This is a genomic window from Catenuloplanes japonicus (assembly GCF_000717135.1).
GTDB classification, from domain to species: Bacteria; Actinomycetota; Actinomycetes; order Mycobacteriales; family Micromonosporaceae; genus Catenuloplanes; species Catenuloplanes japonicus.
The window spans coordinates 870,598-885,816 of sequence record NZ_JNXY01000001.1 but is presented as its reverse complement, the minus strand read 5'-3'; the positions used below and the strand labels follow the sequence as shown (position 1 = coordinate 885,816).

Genomic DNA, 15,219 nt, shown 5'->3' with positions numbered 1-15,219 from the left:
CGCGAACAGATCATCCAAACCCGCCTGCCACTCCGCAAGCACCGCATCACCCAGCACCACCGAACAACGAATCACCGCAGCTCAGGTAGCGACCTCGGGTTGCAGTATTAGGCAGGCGGTGGCGCCGTGCAGCCGTTTGGTGGCGTAGTCCATAGCCTGGTCGAACCAGGTGGTCGTTGCAGTGGCCTGCTGCTCCGAGGTGAGGTAGGCCGATGCGGTCGTTCGGAGGAACGCGGCGGTGAGAGGCGAGGTGGCACCGACGCGGCGGGCGTCGAGCGCGGCGGTGATTACGGCTTTGCCGTAACACTGCCGTGCGTCCCCGGTATCGGCATGCCGCCACCAGCGGACGAGTTCCGGGCCTGCGGCCAGAACCTGGGTAAACCCGGCATCTGTAGTGTCCAGCGCTACGCGGATCCGGCCGTCTGAGGCGAGCTGGGCGGCGCGTACCCGTTCCCGGCGGCTGAATGACTCTGGTATGTCGATGACGGTGGCCAGGCCCAGCAGTGTTCGATCGTTGTCGTACAGATCGGGTTCGTCTGGCTGCTGGAGGGCGGTGCGTTTGCCGTATTCGTCCGGCCACAATGTCGCGACCAGCACCACGCTGGCATCGAGTAACGCCCGGATGTCTCCCGCCGGCAGGCCACCCGGGTGGTTCAGGTAGCGCTGGAACTCGTCGAGCCATATCACCGTCCGTGGTGTCGGCTGGGCGGCGAACTTCATCAGAGCGGCGGCGTCGCGCGGGTGCAGCAGCCACCACTCCGGCAGCACGGCCTTGACCGCCTCATACAGCGTGCGACTCTTGCCCACCGAGGAGCTGCCCTTGACCAGGACGAAACCTCCACGAGCGCGAGACGCGGTGACTGCGGTGCGCAAATCTGCGTCGACGTCCCGTGGAACGTACACCGGTAGATCCTCGGCGCCAGCCTCAACCTGGATGCAGGCGTGGACACCGAGCCGGCGTGGGTCGGCCTGCGATACCCGCACTGCACCCGCCGGGCGGCGTGTATGCGCTGTGCTCACCCGTTCCCGCGCCCTCATCCACGGGTCATGTTCGTCCTCCCCCAGCCCGCAGGCACGTAGGAAGTTGACCATTGTCTGCGTGGTTGGCACTGATTTGCCGGAGAGAAGTCCACCGAGCGTGCTCGGGGACAGAATGCGCTGCGGTTGCCGCCCGCGGGCACTTTTCGGTTGCCCACCGACGGCTTTGTCGAGGTCGGTATACGAGCGCGCGCCTCGCAACATGTTCAACGCGGCCGCGAGCTCCGCGACGGTCTGGATCCCGTCCGGGTCAGGGGCCGGGGTACCGCTGCGGCTGTTCGGTGGAACCTCACCGGACACCATCCGACCACCGTAGACCGCGTTCGAGCTGTATACGACCAACGCTGCTCACCTGTCTCGACCGATCCGGGCAGCCCTTCGGCTTCCTACGAACCCATCGATGGACAGGTACCCCATCCGGCAGTGTTGAGGTCAACATCCACAAGGGGCCCGGCCGGCCGCCCCGCACCGATACGCGGGAGTTCACCATGAACCACTGGTCCATCGCTCTTGAAACGATGATCGATCTGATCAACCTCGCCCTTGCGATCACAACGCTGGCGATTACTCACCATCGGCACCGCGGCGAGTAGCACACGATCCCATACCGGGGCCGTACCCGCGTCCTCAGACGCGCACCGGGACGTCGTTCCGTACTCGCCACCGCGCGATCTCAGCCACGAATCGTGCGACGGCGGGCCGCAAAGTGCCGATCGAAGTCGTCGACGAAGAACGGCCCTTCCAACTCAGTCGGTCGGCCCCGTGCAGGGAAACGGCAACCGAAGTGGATCAGGTGAATCTAATCCCGGCACGTAACGAGACCGGCCCCTCCCGGGAGGGGCCGGTCTCGTTGTCAATGCCACTCGTGTCGGCGCAGCGGCGGCTGAGTCAGGACTTCCAAGCGCGCGGCGGTCCCATAGACCATCCGCAGCAGCAGGTCGCTGGCAGTCGCCACGTCGTTGTCAGCGCTGGTTCGCCATCTCGCTGTCAGCGGGTTCGTCACGGCCGACGCATCCTCATCGCAGACCAGCACCTGCGGACGCTCGGACAACGCCTTCTTCAGCAGCGAGTCGAACTCGATCGGCCGCATCGGCGGATAACCGCTCAGCCCGAGGGAGTCGAAAGCACGTGCGGATGTCGCGCGGGGTCCGCCGGGCCCGGACCTGCACCCGACACACCTCGGTCGGAGCAAGCGTCCGCGGGGAGGCGGTCACCGACAACGTCTTGCCAGGCAGCCGCAGCGTCCATCAGCTCACGGAGGAAGGGCCGCACGTCCGGATCAGGCCTCGCATCAAGGCCCGACGTGGATTGTCGACGCCCAGTCCAGGGGCTGGTCAGGATAACGGTCACGCATCACCCGGAGCGTACAGTGCAGCGCACGGGCAGGACTATCGACACCACTGGTCAATGCCGTGTAGAAGGCATCGGCGATTTGCGGGGCCATGTCGTCCGCGATCGGCCAGAGACTGCCCAGCGCGTGGCGGTAACCCGCGAGGATGAAGGCCGAGGCGAGGTTCACCGATTCGTCGGGCAACGCCTCCCCGATTGCGCTCTGGCAGGCCGAGAGGAAGACAAGCTGGCCCGACACGCGCAGGTTAGCAAGATCCCGGATAGTGAGCGTGCTATCGCTTAGCAGCAGACCACTCGCGGACGGATCAACGGTGTCGACCTGGCCGTGGCAGGCGAGGTGCACCCAGTCGCTGACGTGCAGCGCATTCAGAACGGCATCGGCGGTTGCCTGCGAGTCCGTCAGCACTGTGCTGCTGCTAGGAAAGCGCTGTGCCAGGTCCCGAGCCTCGCCGGTGGCCCCGGGCAACCGCGGAGTGCCGGCGACCTCGGTGAGGCCGACCGCCAATACTCGCGGATCGGCAAGCAAGCGGGGGCTTTGGCGACGCGCGTCGACGAGCGCTCGGACCGTCGGGGTGTACGAGGAGACCACCCGGTCGAGCACGTTTTGCTGACCGTCGAGGCGACCTGCCATGTGCAACGGCAGGAACGCGAGAGGGCCGGACGGGCACCACCAGAGACGCGGCCACTCCTGGTCGGGGTCAGGGCCGTGATGGAGTCCGAGGCCTTCCAGGACCGGCTCGGCGATCGTGTCCCAGAGCCAACTGAGTTGGTCGCCGGCCTCCCAGTTGCCGTGCCGGCTGACAATTTGGTTGAAAGTGTGATGGCGGCGACGTAGATCGTCTGGGTCGAGGCCCGGCAGGGGAATGATCCTGATGCCGTCGGCGGTCAGGGCTATCGCATCCGATCGGTAGACGCTGACGTTTACCAGGACGATCGGGCCCTCTGCGGCCGCTGCCGTCAGCTCGTGGGCCGGCACAGGGCGCAGGAAATGCTCGAACCCCGGAAGCGAACGGATCTCCGCAACCAGCTCAGTCCACTCTCGGTGGCGCGTGCTCAAGCGGCCTCCGGCATCCAACCGACGTAGTTCCGTAAGCCGCCGGGCCAGGGCGTGAGCGGCCGGGGCGATGGTCGCCTCCAGCTCGCTCCGCTGGTCCAAGGCCTGCCGGAAGAGGATCCCGTGGCCGTACTCCCATAGTTCAGCCGCACGCTCGAGATCGCCGGCCTGCAGCGCGCTCGCCGCTGCGTCCGAGGCCAAGCCCGCGAACCGGGCGAGTTGGAACTCGCTGTCGCGGCGGTGGCCGTGACGGACGATCAAGTCGATCGCGCTGATCGCCGTCTCGAAGGAGTCGGCCGCCAGGCGCCAATCGTGCCGCATCGCGGCCGTCCGGCCGAGGTAGGTGGCAGCCAACGCGCGCAGCGTGGGGATCTCCGCGGCGTTTCGCACAGCCTCCTGCAGCACATTGACGGCTTCGGTGAGCCGCCGGTCGTCCGCCCGGCTCTCGCTAGCAGCGAGCAATGAGCCGCCCAGGTTGAGCAGCGCCCCGGCGCGATCCGGATGTCCCTCCGGCAGGAGCGCCACGGCTATCTGGCCGGAGTGGATCGCCTCACTCAGATCCTCGGCGTTGCCTTGATGCACGTAGCGCTCCCGCAGGGCCACGCCCAGGTTCGTGAGAAGGCGGTACAAGTCCGGGGCGTCGGGTGGTGACGACTCGACCGCCTCGCGCGTGACGGCGACTGCTTCACCGAGATCGGCGAAATCGCCGTTGCGCTCGAACCGAATTCGCAGCGCAAGTCCGAGATTGGAGAGGTACCGGCCGCGGCTCGGGTCCGTCGCTGGTGTCAGCGCTGCCGCCTCGCGGTGGAGCGCGATGGACTCGTCCAGGTCGCCGCCCTCGCCGATGCGCTCGAACCGAATTCGCAGCGCCAAGCCGAGGTTGGAAAGCCAGCCCGCCAGGTTGATACTCGGGTCTCGGCGGGACATCGCCCGGCCGTGGGCAATGACGGCGTCCAGATCGGCAAGTTGACCATGGATCTGATATCGGACGAGGAGCAGGCCGGTAAGCACATCGACAGCGATGGAACGCAACATCCCGCGCGCCTCCGGATCCGACACCACCGATGACGCTAGGGCAACGGACTCGTCCACATCCGCTGACTGCCCGGAGCGTATATATCGCGTAAAACCTGCGACGGCGTCACTCAGCAGCGCCACCGGCCCGGTCGGGCCCGGCCCGGCGGGTTCCATCACCCGCAGTACTGCGGCAATTTGCTCCAGCTGCTCCGACCGCCACGGGTCGACGGTGATCGGAGCCTCTCGCTCCGTCTGGGGCTTGTCCCCAAGGGAATCCTCTCGCACCGGATTCTCGCCGGCCGGTTGTTGATCGGCGCGCAGGAAACCCAGCACCTCCGGCGGCACCAGATCGGAGCGAAACGGCGCCAGCTCAGTGAAGACGGCGAGCGCGGCCCGCAGGTCGTCCTGGTCGTCCGGCTCGGGCAGCAGCAGATATCGCCGCCAGTGCACGTTGCCGAGGACGGCGGCGGCTCCGGGGTCGTCGAGAAGGCGGCCGTACAGAGCAGCGCTGAGAGCGAGAACGTCCGCGAGCACGGACGGGTGCAGTAGGACCTCCGGGTCACCGTCGGTCGCGAACCGCTCCAGCCGCGCTCGCAGCACGCTGAGCTCCTCGTCAGCCGGCAACCGGGTTCACCCGAACGTTGTTGCCGCGGTCGACGGGCTGCATCCGGTCGAGCCCGGCGAGCACCTCGTCACCGAGAGCGTCGATGTCGCCGATGTCGGCCGGGTTGCTCTTCTCGTCGAGCAGGGCGTCCAGCTTCAGCTCGGTGAGTCGGCGCTTCGCCGAGACGATCGACTCGGCGACCGGGTCTTCGCCGTGGTATTCCGCCATCACGAGTCCTCCTGTCCCGGGTCGAGGTGGGGCCGAAGTAGGTTGAACGACTTCCTTATCTCATAGTTGATCGAGCGGACCGACAAGTTCATCGTCTCGGCAATCGACTTCAGCGGCCGATCCTCCAAGTACCGGTACATGATGATCCGCCGCTGGCGCTCAGTCAGCACCTGGGTCAGCAGATCGTGCAGGGTGATGTCGAAGCCCGACCATGGGGCTCCTGGAGCACCGGCCGCCATCGTGCGGAGCAGGGCCTCCTCCTGCTGCCGTCGCCTGAAGTACTTCGTCGCCGCGTTTCCGGCTACGGCGTGCAGCCACGCCTGGTGATTGGCCACCTCAGACAGCCGGTCACGCCGGCGATAGGCGACGAGGAACGTCTGCTGCGTGATGTCCTCCGCCAAGTGCCGGTCGTTCCCACAACGCCGAACCATCGCGCGCAGAAGACTCGGCCAGTGCCGCATGTAGAACGCGTCGAAGTTGACCGCGTCCGATGCGGCACCCGGCGGCGCCTGCCCCATCGTCGCGCCGTCGGCGTTCCACGTCGCCCGCAATGGCACCGAGACCGGTGGACTGATCGTGGCCGGCTCTGCGACGCCGACGTCGCGCAGCACGCGGCCCGTCCCCATACCGGCTCCATCCGGTGGCCCGGTCCCGCCCGGGTGGTCGTGTTCTCTGTCGGTCACCGCATCACCTCATGGGTCGGGGTCAGATCCGCAAAGCTGGTAATCATGCACCGGCCGATGCCTGTCATGGTCGCCTGCCTTTCCTCTGTACTCGAACCTCTCAGCTGTTCGAGGGCCCGAGCGGGGCAGAACGCGCAACGGGTGCCCGACCTGATTCGGCCGGACACCCGTTCGGGTTACCCGTGGGCCGAAGGAGCAAGCCCGACCGGCACTACGCGTTACGGCTCCGGCCCGCCAGATAGAGGCCGACAAGGGCAATCTCGAGCGTCAGGGACGTCCCGAACGTCGCGCCGCCCACCGTAAAGACCTGCATCGCATCGCCGTGCAGTACCACCGTGACCAGGGCCGCAAGGCCAGCGAGCAGCACGGCTACGGCGATGCCGCAGAGCGCCGTGACGAGCCACCACACCAACGCCCGAATCTGCTCCGGCCGTTCCTCTCGCCGCTGCGGAGTGGACGTGTCCGCCATCGTGATCCCCTTCCGAACCCGCGTGACCCGCGGCGTCACTTAGGAAGAGGTCATCGGAGGACAAGAATGCGAAATCAGCCGGCGGCCAGGACACCGTGCCGCCGGCGAAGCCACCACCCTGCTCGCCGCGCACGTGTTCGGCACCCACCCGGGCTACGCCGACGGCGCGGCTGGCCGAGGAGCGGCCGTGGCGCGACCAAGGGCTGGTGTATAGGCCTCGACCAGGCGGCCAGCCTCGTCGGTCAGGTATGACGGATCCACCTCAGCCGGATCGCGCGCAACCACCAGGCGAGGCGCTCGGCGTCGCTGGCGAGCCGGCCGAGTAGGTTCCCGACGTGCCCGGCGGAGGGGGTAGGATCCACCAGCGTGGCGAGGATCTCCTCGCGGGCGCGCCGGGCCGTGACCGGCAGGTGGCTACTGGTGACGGGACCGGCCACCACGCCCAGGCACGTAACCGCCCGGAGGACCAGTGCGGCGTAGGCGGGGTTCATCGGGGCGGGCAAGCCGTGGGCGACGTCGTTGCGGAGGTTCGCACCCCACGGTCCGCCGAGTAACCAGCCGAAGAAGTACGCCCACGACTCGTCCAAGGCCTCCTTCTCCAGCAGGTTCAGCAGCGCGTAGAGGCCGGGAAAGCCGCCGGGTGAGTTCGTGGCCTCGACCTGATAGATGCCCTCGTCGAACTCGATCAGCAGGGCCCGCGCGGCGGCCTCGAACTTCGGCGTCGCGAGGTGGATGCAGGACTCGTAGTCGCCGTTCCAGAAGTGCCGGTACGCCTTCGCCAGGGTAGTGACCAGGCCCTGGTCACGGCCTCCCCGACTCATCAGGTAGCGGACGAGTTCGTCCTGCTCGGGAGTGCCATAGCGACGCACGATCCGGTCCAGCCCTTCGGCCAGAAGACGGCCGATGGCCTCCGCCCGCGGAGTCGCGTAGCGACTCATCTCGTGCTTCTCGATCTCCTCCGGTGTCGTAGTCGTAGCCCTCGGAAGTCCGCCCCTCAGCAGGGTCGACGGCAGATGCCGACTGAGCAAGCCCTGGTTGTCGATCGCCAATCTGCGCAGGTCGACGATGTTCCCTGTGGGGCACTCGCTGGTCAGGAACTCGTTCATCCCGTCGCTCCATTCGTGGCCGGAGGTGAACCCGGACAGGTACCCGTCAACCACAAAGGCGGGCAACGTCGTCGAGGACGTAAAGGTCTGCAGATCAAGATCATCAGGCGCAATCTGCTGCATCGCCGCCGCCGCGCCCCGTGCGAGATCATGGTGCCCGCGGTCCGCGGCGACCCGCGCCGTGTCCCGCAACAGGAGCATCTGTTGCGCCGGGTGACCAGCGGCGTCGGCGTCCCGCCGGTAGGCCGCGATCTCCTCACGGTCGATCGCCGCGATCCCCGTGGTGTCGGTGGCCCTGGGCCGCCGGTACCGGGCGATTTCGGTCGCTTCAGGACCGCGCACGCAGCTGTTGGCGGCCCGCTCCAGCAACTCGTCGACCGGGACCGGGTCTGTGGCCACCGACATCCTCTTCTTTCGCAGCGGCCCGCGGGCCAGCGCGCCCAACAGCGGCAGTGTCACGCCGGGCCGCTGACCGGGCGTCACGTTCAGCACCTCCGTGACGATCTTCGCCATCCGCTCCCGGATCTGCTCATCGAGGTCGTCGCGGTGCATTTCCCGGGCGATCGTCCAGGCCCTGACCAGATATCGGGTGCTCGCGAGTTCATCGGTACCACCACCCAGGTCAAGATAGGCGCTGGCAGCGCGGGCACCATGAGCACCGGCACCCGGGCCGCGACGACTCCAGAGAAGGTCGGAGAACAATGCGACGGCGGCGCGCGGCGTCACCCCTGCAGCAACCGCACGCCACAGCTCCAGCACCGGATCCGGCACATCCGTGATTGCAGGCACCTGAAGTACGCCGTATCCCTCGGCCTCCAGAGTGCAGCCCGGGTCCTCACCTCGGGCGAACAACACCAGGTGGTAGGCCAATGCCCGGCTCAGCTCTGTGTAAAGCGTGTCCGGCCCGCCAAGATCGGCGAAGTTGTTCCTGTCACCGAGCCGCATCATCGCGTCGAAGCGGTCCGCGCTATCGGTGAAGGCCCGGTCGATGATCTGGATGGCGATCGCCGTGTGCGTCGCCTCGAATCGGTATGTCTCCTCCGGTGCGGCCTGCGCCAGCTGGCCACCGGCAGATTGGTCCTGCGCCGCGTCAACCACTCAATGCTACCTTTCGCCTGCATACAGGCGATATACGTTGGCAGGACTCACGAGAGCACGCACCTGATTTACAGCCGCGAGCCACCGCAATCACCCTGCCGTGGAGGGGCCGGCTGTCGCGCACGCGCAGCACCCCGTCGGAGAGGGCCTGTGCAGGTCTTGATGACCTCGGTGGAAGTCTTGGTGAAGACCATCGAGACCTTGGCGAGGACCAAAGAGCCCGCCATGAAGCCTCAGCCAGCGACGTGCTGCCACACAAGGTCATGAGCGCGCAGACCGGCGTATCGCAGGTCCGTTGCGTCACCCTCGATGTCGTCGGCAACCGCAGCGGCCGCGATCCGGTCGCCAACCCCGTCACGACTGACGATCACGCACCCGTGCGTGTGCCGGGTGAGCCCGACCGTCAGCCGGCCGGCGTCGGAGTGGAACGCGGACACGTCGGCCCGGCCTGATAGCGGATGCCACATGATCGATACGGCGACCGTCGCGCCTTGGAGGGTGTTGAAGGTCGCGACGCGCGGCGCGGCGGTACCGCGAAGGCCCGCGTCTGCCAGCGCGGCCTGCGCCGCGGCGCGCTGATCGTGGTGAGCAACGACGATCGCAATGTCTTCGGCGGTGAGCATCCGGGCGCCGTCGGGGTGGCCAAGTTCCGCACCCAGGTTGAGCAGCCGCGCGGCGATCTGTGCGCAGCCGGCGGCGACGTGCCGATCGCTTTGCGGCGCGACGGCGCCTGGCAGCCGGTACAGCGCCATCCCGGCGCCGACCAGTGTGTTCAACACTCCATCGGCCGGTTCGTGATGCAGCGGGGCCGCACCCAGCGTGATCGGGACCTCGGTCGCGTCGAACATCGGCCGGGTCGGTGCGGCCGCGTACGCGGGCAGAAGGCCGGTGATCTTGGTTGTGTGAGACGGGTTGCGCCTGGTCACCGCGAGGTCGAGCTCGACTACGTTCCCGGCGCGTTCCCTGCGCACCAGGTCCGGCAGCGCCTCGATCGGCGAACCGGCCATGCCGGGGTAGAACTCGCTGTCCGGTTCCCACGGCATGATCTGCCCGGGGTCGCCGATCAGGACGACTTGGCGGGCAAGGTGGTTCAGATTCCGCCACACCGCGGCGGGAGCCATCCACGCCTCATCGACAATGACGACGTCGAATGCATCGACTGCTGTCAGCGTCCGCGCCGGCAGGTCCTCCCAGCTCGGCGCGAGGTAACCGAACTTCGACAGCGTCATCACGAACAAGCCGTCGCCGTCACGCCGCCGCTGCTCGGCGACCGGGTTGTTCCTGGCGACCTCGAGATTCGGCCGTTGCGCCCGCAGCCGCCGGTCCCGGATCCACACGGGCATGGCGTCCCACGACGATGAGGCGGGCACGAGCGTCGTGATCAGGGCCGGCCAGGTATCGGTGAGCCGGCGGATCGTTTCGACGAGTTGGTCGTTCTGCGCGACGAGCAACGCGACCCGGCGCCCGCCAGCCGCCGCGGCCGCAGCCATCCGGATGGTGCCGGAAGTGCGTCCTCCGGTCTTCCCCGCGCCCGCGTGCGCGCGGATGATCACATCGCGGCCCTCCTGCAGCGCCAGCAACGCTTGGTCGGTCACCTGCTGGGCGGTCTCCGGGATAGAGAGGTCGGGCATTTGTCAGTCTCCCAACGTGCGGAAGTCGATCGGCGTAGCCCACCTGCCGGGTCCCTCGCTGCCGTCGGGCTGGACCGCGCCCGGGATGATCACCCCGGGATTGGCAGGCCGGTTCGGGATGTCAGACCGAGGGGACCATGGACGGCCCTCGAACGGGGGCGTGAGACAAGTCAGCCGGATAGCGCCCTGGCCGACGAGTATTTGGGGGTCGGCGGCTAGCCGACGCATCTGTTGGCGAACGGTAAGCTGTCCCGCACGCCCGTCAGCGGCCACCTCAAGGTCACCGGCGATCGGCGCCGGCCCACGGTCGTCAAGCCACCACCATCCCGCGCCCCCGCGCGGGGCGAGAGGGACGGCGAACTCCAACTCAACTCGACGGCCGTCCGGCGATACCGCAACCGGCCGTGCCACGGTTGCTTCTCCACGGGCCTGCGCGTAGGCGAATGCACGCCGGTCGTAGCGCACACTGTCGATGAGCGCGGTGGCTTTCAAGTCGTCCCTCCGGCGACCGTCCGCATTCGCTGCCGCCAAGGTCGGAAAGTCTCGCCACGCCATCTCATGCGCGGCGCCGCGCTGCAGAGTCCTCCTCGCGTGCTGGACGGCACCGGCGCGCCGGACCGGCAGGCTCGGCAGCTCGGGCAGCTCCCGGAGAGCCCGGAAGGCCTCCGCGACCGCGCGGTGTCGATCAACGAGCGCGGCGCGCACGAGATGGTGGAGGCCACTGGCCCTCGCCACCTGGTCAACGACGGCGGCGTCCACCCGGCGCATTTGGTCACGGCCGGCAGTCGCATTCCGCAGGTGCTTGAACCGGTACAAAGCGGGAAAGAGCCGCTTGTTGTCCCACCCCGGATCAGTGGCCGCCGACAGGGTGATCTCCTCGGCCGCCTCGATCTGCTCGATGAAACGTACGATGTCGCGCTGCGACAGTGGCACGGTGATCGGCGCGCCCGCGCGGTACAGACACAGCAGCAAGACCGCGAGCTGCTGTGATTCCTGCGCCCCGGCGAGCGGAAACATCAGGTGCCCGGTCAAGGCCTCCACGGCGGTAACGAGCACATCGGTGTCGGGGATCTTCGCCGCGGTCGTCACCGACCTGATGAGCGCGAACGCGTGCCGGCATCGTTCAGCCGCGACGCGTAAGTCCGGGTCGGCGCCGTACGGGCCGGGCAGCCATGGGTTACGCAGGCGCAGCGCCCACGCGTTGAGCGCATCGAGAGTATTCGGCCCGTCGAGGAGCAACTGCGGAACGATACCGGCGCCACCGGCGATGAGGGGGTCGAGGATGTCGGCCATCCGGGCCCCTGCGCGCACCGCGAGCGCCGGGTCACGGGGCTCCCCGACCACGACGACGGTGCGCGGCTCGTCATCGTCCAGACCGCCGACGGCGAACCCGACGGGCAGGTTGTCTCCGGTCAAGCCGATCAGCGACAACACCTGCGCGCCCGGGTCGATCGGGATATGCCGGTACTCCAAGAGCGGGACGGGCAGACCGGTGGTGTGCGCGTCGGCGGCCAGCGCGAGCTGCATGGCCGCCGGGATGCCCGGGATGATGACGCTCACGCAGTGGCCTCCAGATCGCCGGTACGCGGCCGCCACGGCAGCGGAATCGGGGTGCCGAGCAGCGCGCCCGCGGCGCTGAACTCGGCCGCGACGTCCGACTCGGACGGGGTCGGCGCCGCGCCCCGGCGAAGTTCTCCGAGACGGGTGATCGTCGCGACGGGCCCGGCCTGCGCCACGAGGCCCCCAAGCCTGGTCACGCTGTCACTGTCGTCCAGCCGGCGCCGGCACGCCTGGCCCAACGGGCAGGCCGCCAGACAGGACGGATTCCAGGCAGCGTGGCGCAGCAGCGTGGCGACCGCGACGCGGGTGGCGCCCGCGTCGGCCTTATCGAAACGCGCGCCATCCGCGACGGCGTCCACGAGCGCGGCCTCGACATCCGCGACCGCTGTAGCGGACCGGTCGGCGACCGTCAGAAGCTTCTCCAGCGGGTGCGACAGGTCGATCCGCGTCAGCTTCGCCGTGGACAGGCCTCCCGCCGACGGCGGGTTGACGACGAACCCGAACATCGACACCGCGCCAGCGGGCCCGTTCGGCCAGGTCGCGCGGGCCGCGGCGACGTACAGGGCGATCTGCTTAGCGACAGTCGCCCGCTTATCACCGTCGTCGAGCCGGCCGCGCCGCCGCCACGACTTCGCGTCACCGATCATGATCAAGCCGTGCGGGTTGCCCCCAGACAAGCCGACCTCCGCATGAAGGGCAACGCGGACCGGAACACATCCCGGAGGGAGAATTAGCGCTACGTCGAACTCCCCGAAGGCTTGCTCAGGGGTGCCAGCAAACGAGGTCGTCTCCACCACGCCCCGCAGGATCATCGTCGGGCCGGATCGCTGCATCGCGGCAGCGACCGCGCTGGCGGTGTAGCGGGCACGCCGACGATGGAACAGCCGCCATCGCCGGTCTTCCTCGGCCTTCTTCCCGCCGCTTGCCGTCGTGCCACGTTGCAGTGCGGGCTTCGTGAAGTGATCATCTACATTGATGATCACGTCTATCGAGTTCACCCAGCCGTCGGCCTGCAACACCTCGAGCACCGGCAACCCGTCGGTGAGCATGTTCGCGTCGAACGTCTCCCCCTGCAGCCGCGCGTTCTGGCTCATCGCCCGGCGAGGATCAGGCCCCATCCCGACCGCGTGGGCGCGCTCGGCGATCGCGTCGATGGTCACCCCCATCGCCGCCGCTGTCGGCAGCACCCGACATTCCGGGTTGCCGGCCGACCTCATGATGGCCCGGGAATCGTAGGGCGCCGGTTCCAGCGTGCCGCGCAACGCGATCAGCGCCAGCCGAGGCGCACCAGCCCCCGAGCCGCCGCTCACGCACCCACCTCGCGGTCGGCGGCGGCAGGAGCACCGATCACACTGTTGCCCCAGAAGGCGACACGCGGCTGCCTCAACGCCAGCGCTTCGATCCGCGCGACGGCGTCCGGAACCTCACGCTGGTGCTGCTCGTGGAGCTTCCGAGCGTCCTCGGCCGCCCTGTCCGCGACCAGCTCGACGGCCGCCAAGACGCCCACCGAGTTCTTGCTCTCACCCGCGAACGAGGTGCCTGCTGTCGACCAACTCGATCCGCGGCTGAGAAAGGTCAGCAGCGTCAAGAGCTCTTCACGGACGGCCGGTTCAGCGGCATCAGAGACGCGCACCAGCGCCCGGGCGACGTTCGCAGCGGCCTGCACCGACCACAGCCGCGTCGCGTACGGAGTCACGAGCCGGTCCACGAGCGGCCACGAAGACAACGCGTAGGTGCCCGACGCGGGCGCGAGCGTATCCGCGGAGAGACACGGCACCACGTACCAGGCCCGGGCTACGGTCGTTGCCCGAGCCTCGGCCCGGTCGAACTGACGCTGCTCCTCTCGCCGCAGCTGAGTCAACTGCGCCGCGGTCAACCGCGCCCCGTGCAGGAAACGCGCCGCGGCCTGCAACTCCGCCGTCCGCGCTGGGGCGCCGAGTACAGCCAGCACGTCCGCCACAACCTCACGCTGGCCGCGCACACCGACCTTCGACGGCGCACGTAACGGCGCTTCAACACGCTCTACGGGCTCTGCGCCACCGACACCGCTCGGGGCGGGGACCACGCGACGGGCCTGGTGGAGTTCCCGAGCTTTGCCGGCACGCAGCCTCTCAGCGGCCTCCGCCGCTTCTGCGGCCTTGTCCAGTTCCTCCGGATCCACGTCCGGCTCCAGCAGCAGGCGCTCGTAGTGATCCCGGGCCGCACGGGCGGCGCCGACCAACTCGCCGAACTCGGCGACCGCGTGCTCGCTCGGTGTGGGTGCCATATGGTGAGTATGTGGGTAGGTTGTGGGTAAGTCAACCCAGCGATGCGCGCCATCGCCACTCGCGGACACACCCTGAGCTGCAAAAACTAGCCAGGTGCACTTTGGGGTTGTTCACGGACAGCAGATGCACCTGGCGGCCGCCGTCCAGGCGGGCGCCACGCAGGGTCTTACCGTCGACCGCGATCACCCTGCGGGATCGGCGAGGCGCCGGCGGGATCGGCTGGCTGGTCCGGGCGTGCAGCCAGCCGGCGAGAACAGCGGCCAGCAGTCCCGCATCGAGGCGGATCAACAGCCGCCAGATTGTGGTGCCGGCCGGCACATCGTCGGTGAAGCCGAGGCGGGTGCGGGCGTGTTCGTCCAGGTCGTGGAGCCAGTCGGTGATCGCCGCGAACGACGAGGCTCCGGCCATGACCGCACAGACCGCGACAGCCAGGACCGCTGCGAGGGGGTCACGCGGATCCCGCGAGGGTCACGCGGATCCGGGATTGTCGACAGCACGGCCAGCAGGCCGCCTCGCTCACCATCAGTGATCGGGGCGGGTGGGGTGACGGCCTGGGGTGTCGTAACGGTCAGTGCGGTGATGAGAGATGATGCCATCGGCGGGTGAGGTCCTCGGTGGTCGTGTGGCCTAGAGAACTTCATGATCACCTACGTGATCTCACCCGCCACCTTCGCCTCCACAGAGGCCGATCACCCCGCGAATCCCCAGCTCAGACGCCTGCCATCAGGCTACGCAATGGCCCTGGCCCGGGACCCCAGCGGGGTGCCAGCATCGCAAGGCCTTGGTCGTTGAACGCGTGAATGACGCTGCGGACGGTGTCCTCGTCCGCAGCGACCAGCCGGGCGATCACCGACACCCGGGTCCCGGCCGACGACGCCATGATGATCAGCGTATGCCGGTACCGGACGCTGTCGTGAACGCCGCAGCGCACCAGCCGGAGCAGGTATTGGCCCTCATCTTCGGTTAGCCGGCGGGCCCTTACAGGTGTGGACATGATGAACCTCGATCCACCCCCGCTGACTCCAGCGTGGACCGAAACATCTCAAACCTCACGCACTGGCACTAGCGACCTAGTAGACCGTCGCTTCTAATTGTCGTTGATGTCTGGTAGGTC

General features: G+C 68.2%; 12 protein-coding genes and 1 pseudogene. All 13 read right to left on the bottom strand.

The genetic code is table 11. From position 1 onward, the window contains the following. Positions 1-81 precede the first annotated feature (81 nt). A complete protein-coding gene (locus tag OP04_RS04080; RefSeq protein ID WP_157239232.1) occupies positions 82-1,341 on the bottom strand; it encodes a hypothetical protein in 1,260 nt (419 codons plus the stop codon). A gap of 550 nt (positions 1,342-1,891) precedes the next feature. After that, positions 1,892-2,128 carry a hypothetical protein gene (locus OP04_RS04075; protein WP_033337922.1) on the bottom strand — a complete coding sequence of 79 codons (237 nt, stop codon included), beginning with the start codon at positions 2,126-2,128 and terminating at the stop codon, positions 1,892-1,894. Between the two features lie 201 nt (positions 2,129-2,329). Further along, on the bottom strand, positions 2,330-5,059 hold the full coding sequence (locus OP04_RS04070) for a CHAT domain-containing protein (protein ID WP_157239230.1): 2,730 nt from the start codon (positions 5,057-5,059) through the stop codon (positions 2,330-2,332). Positions 5,060-5,072: 13 nt separating this feature from the next. After that, on the bottom strand, positions 5,073-5,291 hold the full coding sequence (locus OP04_RS04065) for a hypothetical protein (RefSeq protein ID WP_033337921.1): 219 nt from the start codon (positions 5,289-5,291) through the stop codon (positions 5,073-5,075). Continuing rightward, complete coding sequence (locus OP04_RS04060; RefSeq protein ID WP_198153684.1) at positions 5,291-5,902, bottom strand: RNA polymerase sigma factor; 612 nt, start codon at positions 5,900-5,902, stop codon at positions 5,291-5,293. The genes OP04_RS04065 and OP04_RS04060 overlap by 1 nt, the downstream gene beginning before the upstream one ends. Positions 5,903-6,185: 283 nt before the next feature. Next, positions 6,186-6,443 (bottom strand): hypothetical protein, encoded by a 258-nt coding sequence (locus tag OP04_RS04055; protein ID WP_157239226.1) that lies wholly within the window; start codon positions 6,441-6,443, stop codon positions 6,186-6,188. Between the two features lie 242 nt (positions 6,444-6,685). Beyond that, positions 6,686-8,647 (bottom strand): DUF4209 domain-containing protein, encoded by a 1,962-nt coding sequence (locus tag OP04_RS04050; protein ID WP_033337918.1) that lies wholly within the window; start codon positions 8,645-8,647, stop codon positions 6,686-6,688. Positions 8,648-8,880: 233 nt separating this feature from the next. Further along, the gene (locus OP04_RS04045) at positions 8,881-10,278 is read right to left on the bottom strand and encodes an AAA family ATPase (protein ID WP_033337917.1); all 1,398 of its coding nucleotides are present in this window, start codon (positions 10,276-10,278) and stop codon (positions 8,881-8,883) included. A 3-nt stretch (positions 10,279-10,281) separates the two neighbouring features. After that, on the bottom strand, positions 10,282-11,838 hold the full coding sequence (locus OP04_RS04040; protein ID WP_033337916.1) for a hypothetical protein: 1,557 nt from the start codon (positions 11,836-11,838) through the stop codon (positions 10,282-10,284). Then, the gene (locus tag OP04_RS04035) at positions 11,835-13,148 is read right to left on the bottom strand and encodes a hypothetical protein (RefSeq protein ID WP_033337915.1); all 1,314 of its coding nucleotides are present in this window, start codon (positions 13,146-13,148) and stop codon (positions 11,835-11,837) included. Before OP04_RS04035 ends, OP04_RS04040 begins: the two co-directional genes overlap by 4 nt. Continuing rightward, positions 13,145-14,104: a hypothetical protein gene (locus tag OP04_RS49140; RefSeq protein WP_157239224.1), complete on the bottom strand. Its 960-nt coding sequence runs from the start codon at positions 14,102-14,104 to the stop codon at positions 13,145-13,147. The genes OP04_RS04035 and OP04_RS49140 overlap by 4 nt, the downstream gene beginning before the upstream one ends. Positions 14,105-14,135: 31 nt before the next feature. Continuing rightward, the gene (locus tag OP04_RS04020; RefSeq protein WP_063746518.1) at positions 14,136-14,513 is read right to left on the bottom strand and encodes a DDE transposase family protein; all 378 of its coding nucleotides are present in this window, start codon (positions 14,511-14,513) and stop codon (positions 14,136-14,138) included. 337 nt (positions 14,514-14,850) lie between these two features. After that, positions 14,851-15,099 (bottom strand): annotated as a pseudogene (locus OP04_RS51395) (helix-turn-helix domain-containing protein); the annotation flags it as partial. Between the last annotated feature and the right edge of the window lie 120 nt (positions 15,100-15,219).

Coding starts and splice junctions, on each gene's coding strand:
- OP04_RS04080 (WP_157239232.1), bottom strand. CDS start 1,341: ATGGTGTCCGGTGAGGTTCCACCGAACAGCCGCAGCGGTACCCCGGCC.
- OP04_RS04075 (WP_033337922.1), bottom strand. CDS start 2,128: ATGCGGCCGATCGAGTTCGACTCGCTGCTGAAGAAGGCGTTGTCCGAG.
- OP04_RS04065 (WP_033337921.1), bottom strand. CDS start 5,291: ATGGCGGAATACCACGGCGAAGACCCGGTCGCCGAGTCGATCGTCTCG.
- OP04_RS04055 (WP_157239226.1), bottom strand. CDS start 6,443: ATGGCGGACACGTCCACTCCGCAGCGGCGAGAGGAACGGCCGGAGCAG.
- OP04_RS04045 (WP_033337917.1), bottom strand. CDS start 10,278: ATGCCCGACCTCTCTATCCCGGAGACCGCCCAGCAGGTGACCGACCAA.
- OP04_RS49140 (WP_157239224.1), bottom strand. CDS start 14,104: ATGGCACCCACACCGAGCGAGCACGCGGTCGCCGAGTTCGGCGAGTTG.
- OP04_RS04020 (WP_063746518.1), bottom strand. CDS start 14,513: ATGGCCGGAGCCTCGTCGTTCGCGGCGATCACCGACTGGCTCCACGAC.